This is a genomic window from Haladaptatus sp., from assembly GCF_049589095.1.
Lineage (GTDB): Archaea > Halobacteriota > Halobacteria > Halobacteriales > Haladaptataceae > Haladaptatus.
The window spans coordinates 1-4,617 of sequence record NZ_JBAWAC010000439.1 but is presented as its reverse complement, the minus strand read 5'-3'; the positions used below and the strand labels follow the sequence as shown (position 1 = coordinate 4,617).

The 4,617-nt window shown below is 61.1% G+C and carries 5 protein-coding genes and 1 pseudogene; 3 read left to right on the top strand and 3 right to left on the bottom strand.

Going from position 1 to position 4,617, the window contains the following annotated elements; genetic code table 11:
* Nucleotides 1-382, top strand: a 382-nt coding sequence (locus WBV42_RS13820; protein ID WP_423986541.1) for a Rossmann-like domain-containing protein, incomplete at its 5' end; no start/stop codon positions are given.
* Nucleotides 379-1,521 carry an XdhC family protein gene (locus tag WBV42_RS13815; RefSeq protein WP_423986540.1) on the top strand — a complete coding sequence of 381 codons (1,143 nt, stop codon included), beginning with the start codon at nt 379-381 and terminating at the stop codon, nt 1,519-1,521. The genes WBV42_RS13820 and WBV42_RS13815, both read left to right, overlap by 4 nt.
* A gap of 113 nt (nt 1,522-1,634) precedes the next feature.
* On the opposite strand, the pseudogene WBV42_RS13810 reads toward WBV42_RS13815, so the two are convergent.
* Nucleotides 1,635-1,844, bottom strand: a pseudogene (locus tag WBV42_RS13810) (ATP-binding protein); the annotation flags it as partial.
* 603 nt (nt 1,845-2,447) lie between these two features.
* Entirely contained in the window at nt 2,448-2,906 is a 459-nt protein-coding gene (locus WBV42_RS13805; protein WP_423986539.1) for a hypothetical protein, read from the bottom strand.
* A 169-nt stretch (nt 2,907-3,075) separates the two neighbouring features.
* Here WBV42_RS13805 and WBV42_RS13800 point away from each other — a divergent pair, with 169 nt between their 5' ends.
* Nucleotides 3,076-3,348 (top strand): MoaD/ThiS family protein, encoded by a 273-nt coding sequence (locus WBV42_RS13800; protein WP_423986538.1) that lies wholly within the window; start codon nt 3,076-3,078, stop codon nt 3,346-3,348.
* A 46-nt stretch (nt 3,349-3,394) separates the two neighbouring features.
* On the opposite strand, the gene WBV42_RS13795 is transcribed toward WBV42_RS13800, so the two are convergent.
* Nucleotides 3,395-4,617: acetamidase/formamidase family protein (locus WBV42_RS13795; protein WP_423986537.1), on the bottom strand; the 1,223-nt coding region annotated here is incomplete at its 5' end.

The following is a 4,617-nucleotide window of genomic DNA, read 5'->3' as shown; positions in this document are numbered from 1 at the left end:
CGAGTGCGAGACGGCGTTTTCGGGCGCGGACGTCTGCTTTATCACCGGATCGACGCTGGTGTACGGGGGATTGGATCGCTATCTCTCGGCACTGAAATCCGCCGACGTGCCGCTCGTCGTCCTCGTGGGCGCGACGGCATCGTTCGTCCCCGGTCCGGCCTTCGATGCCGGTATCGACCTCGTGGCAGGGGCGCGAGTGAGGAATCCGACGAGCGTTCGAGCGAGTGTGCGAGCGGGAGACTGCGGGACCGACCTGCACGACAGCGGACTGGAGAAGGTGTACGTTGCCCGAAGCTCCGAGCTTCCGGGACTCTCGCTGGACGCGGGGGAATTGGACGAAACGAGCGACCGACCATCCGAAACAGGACAAACAGAACCATGAGCAGTACCGACAACGATTGGAGTACACCGGAGAACGAAGTGTTACAACGAGCCCGTGAACTCGTGGAGCGTGGCAACCGAGGCGTCCTTGCCACCGTCGTCGACGTCGAAGGGAGCGCGTATCGTCGCCCGGGAGCGAAGATGCTCGTCTCCGCGGACGGGACGGAAGTCGGCCACATCACTGCTGGCTGTCTGGAAGACGAAGTTCAGCGTCTCGCCGCGGACGTGCTCGCGTCCGGGGAACCGCGTCTGGAGACGTACGACCTGATGCCCGAAGCGGACGACGACGTCTGGGGACTTGGCGTCGGGTGTAACGGAGTCATCGACATCCTACTCGAACCGCTCGACGATGGCTATCGACCCGTCCTCGACGCCGTCGCTGACGGCCGCGATGTCGGCGTCGTCACCATCACCGATGGTCCGGACGACCTGGTCGGAACGCGAGCGTACTACGACCCCGAAGCGGACGGTTTCGAAGTGGTCGATGACACGGACTTCAGCTTCGATCCCCTTCGGGAGGTCGTCGCTGCCCTCCTCGCCGATGGTAGCTCGGAAACCGTCGACGTCGATGGCGTTTCGATTTTCGTCGACAGCCACCGCTCGCCCGACGACTTGGTGGTCATCGGCACCGGCAACGACGTTCGACCGATCATCGAACTCGGCATGATGGCGGACTTCCGGGTGACGGTCGTCGGCTTCAGGGGAGCGACGGCCACGCCCGACCGCTTCCCGAACGCCGACGACGTGCTTTCCACGTCCCCCGCACGGATCCGTGACACGCTCGACTTCGACGCGGACACGTACGTCGTCGTCGCCACCCACAACTTCGTCGACGACCGAATCGCCGTCGACGAACTCCTTCAGACCCAAGTGCCGTATATCGGCCTCATGGGTCCCCACGAGCGATTCGAAGAGATGCTCGAGGACTTCAAAACGGAAGGGAAAACGTTCAGCAGCGACGAGCTCGCACGGCTGTTCACTCCAGTGGGGCTCGACCTCGGTGGCGGATCGCCGTATCAAATCGCGCTCAGCATCGTCTCGGAAATCGTCGCCGTGCGTAACGACCGAGACCCAAAGCACCTCAGGGAACGCGAGGGAACGATTCACGACCGGGTGACGCCGTCGATCGATACCGATTGAGCGGCACCCGTGGTACGCCTCGATTCGACCGACGGCGAAGGAGATTCGAGACGGCGGACAGGAACGACCGAGGGAACCTCGAATACCAGGGACGGAAGCCGAAAGGTCTCCGTTCACTCGTTCTGCACGTCGTGGTGAGTCACGTCGTCCAGGCTGAACAACCGTACGTCGTCTCGCTCGGACACCGCCTCACGAACCGATCGTGTCGCGCCATTTCGCGTAAAGAGGGCGTATTTTCTAGTGGGAGTCTCGCCCGAGTCCGGTGACCAGCGAATTTCTTCCGCGTGGGTTTCGAGTGATGCGAGCGCGCTGTAGTCGAGCGGTAGCAGAATAATACTTCCGAATATCCAAAACTCAAATAGCCTAATTGAAAATAGGCTATTTCGATTTGTCAAATGACGGTAGAAGCAGTACGAGATTCGTCTTAACGGGTGTATCATCCGGCTTTGCACGCTCACCGATTCAGAAGACACGGAGCATGACAGGTCGGGGGCCTTCCAGAGCCCTCCAGGCAAACATGACGTTCACCCCGACCAGCCGTATTATTAATACTGAGTAACAATAACGGTTTCTGATGTTTCTTGACAAACGAGTCTGCATCCGGAACGGGGAATCACCGATACGGACGGAAAGGGACGAGTATCTACCTCGAAGATTCCGACTCCCGTTGGAAATTCGAACCCGTACTCACTTCGTGTGAATCGGAGTCGTCGTGCTTCGTTCGGGAATCGGTTTCCCGGGAACGAGCGGTCGGTCTTTCGATAGGGGTTTCCCGGGAACGAGCGGTCAACGTGGATACCATCCGATCCCTCGAATTTGAGCGTGAACGGACGGGCAATCCGCTGGAGCGTACCGGAAATTCGGAGCTGTACGCGAGTCATCCCATCCGAATCAGTGGCTGACGATTTTCGGAACTCGCTCCCGACTTACGTAATGGCATCTCGATCCAACAGTCGATCGATTGCCGCATCGACGACCTCATCGTCGGCGTCGAGCGAGTCGCCGAGTTCGCAGCGCGTTGGCGGCCGATCGTCGAGAATAACGTAGATGCGTTTGGCCACGTATTCGCGGTACACGTCGTGGCCATCTCGGGTCGTCTCGGGGACTGTCCCCCCTTCGTGACGAACCGTCTGTACGGCGTTGAGGGCGAACCACCCGCCGACGGCGAGAAATGCGGCCGGGAACAGTACGGACCCGTCGTCGAACACGGACAACGCGACACCACCGAGGAGCAACTGCACTCCGAAACCAGCGTGCGTCACGGGTTTTCGGAGGTCGTAGGCGTCCGAAAGGAATTCGGTGAGACCGGCGCTGGCCGTTGCGAGAGCCGTGGTTGCCAATTGGGGAGCGGTCGATTCGAGGAAGAAGTAAAAGATGGCGAGCACGGCAAGCTAGGAGAAAACGGCTCGCAGCGTGAGACGTTCACGGAGGGCATCGCCGAAAGCGGTGGACATCCGTCGAACGATTGGCTGGCTGTTAGTTAAATCCTTCCCAGTGACTGCTGGCCCGTGCGGGCACCCATCACTTTTCGAGTACACCATCGTAGCGTGTTACATGCGCGTCACCGTGTACGGCCCGCTCCGAAGTGCGACCGGTGAAAAAACCGTCACCCTCACGTTCGACGGCGGAACCGTCGAAGAGGCAATCACAGCATTCGTCGATGACTACCCCCGAGCCGAGACGTACCTTTACACGCCCGACGGACAAATCCGGGTCAGTGCCCGCTTCTCGGTGAACGGGGAGCGCGTCAATTTGGGCGAGCATTGTCCAGCCGACGCGGAGCTAACGGTATTCCCCGCCGTGCAGGGAGGGACCGACAGCAGGTGACGTTTTCCGTGCTGAACACGAGACGCCGTCGAGAAAAACACCGAGCTCAGCTGTCGTACTGTGCCCGAACCAAATCGGCGAGACCTCGGTCTTCGAGGCGGTCCATCGGTGCGAGCATCGTCAGTTGGACGACACCGGGCAGGCGTCCGATTTCGACACCGCCGGTGAACGTACAGCGCGCTCGCACTTCCCCTTCGGTCATATCGAGAAGCGCTCCGGCACGTTCGAAGGCGTTGTCCGTCGCGTCGTTGATCGTCGCCCCGCTGCCGATCACCTGCAGTGGACCCATCTCGTGGATCGTTTCGACGTCGTAGTCGGCGGCGAGCCGTTCGCCGCGTTCGAATTCCGTTTCGGAGTACGGCTTGCTGACGTACGGAAGGTCGGCCTCGTTCGGGAGTAGGAGCGGGCCGTCGATATCAAGGCCTTTGATGACTTCGACCCCGATTTCGGCGCGACCGCTCACGTCGGTGGTGTGGAGCGACAGTTCACCATCACCCTGGTTGGCGTGCATATCGCCGACGTAGATGCCACCCCCGTCCACTTTGACGGGACAGATGAGGACGGCCCCTTCGCGGACCGCGTTGATATCCATGTGGCCGTCGGTTCGGTCGGCGAGTTCGTCCTCGCCGGCGAGCCCCCAGTCGTGCTCCGCACCGATGAGGAATTGGCCGAAGTCACCTGCGTTGTGTGAATCCGGCATCTCGATCGGTGGTGTCGTTCCGATATTGCCGATGAAGGGGCGGAGATGGCCGAGCGTTCCCGCCATCTCCGATGGCTCGTACAGCAGGATGGGGTGTTGCCGGGAGTTCTCGGGCAGCGCCATCGCTTCGTCCGCCCGATTCGCCAGGTCATCAGCGCCGCTCTCCCCGACGGTCAATCCCACCGTCCGGTCGTCATCGAAAACCACCGTATAGCCGTACTCGAAACCGAACGAGGAGGCGTTTGCTCCACATTCGGCACACTTGATTGCCCCCTCACCCGTCCCTTCGACGATGCTCTCCGGCCACTTGGTTCCACACTCCGGACATTTGTGATCGACGAACGGGTCGTCACCGAACGCCCCCTCCCGCTCTCGCATGCTGCCGGTACTCGTCGCGATGCTCGTCACTTCGATGCGCTCGATCGAGAGGGCAATCGCGTCGCCGACCTCCGCGTTCTCGACGCGAATCGGCCGTGTCACTTCGTGTCCGCCCCTGAATTCCGGCGTGATCATCGGCCCCCAGCAAGCCGGTGGGGTATGCGTTTTGATCGTGCCGCCGTCCGCAACGG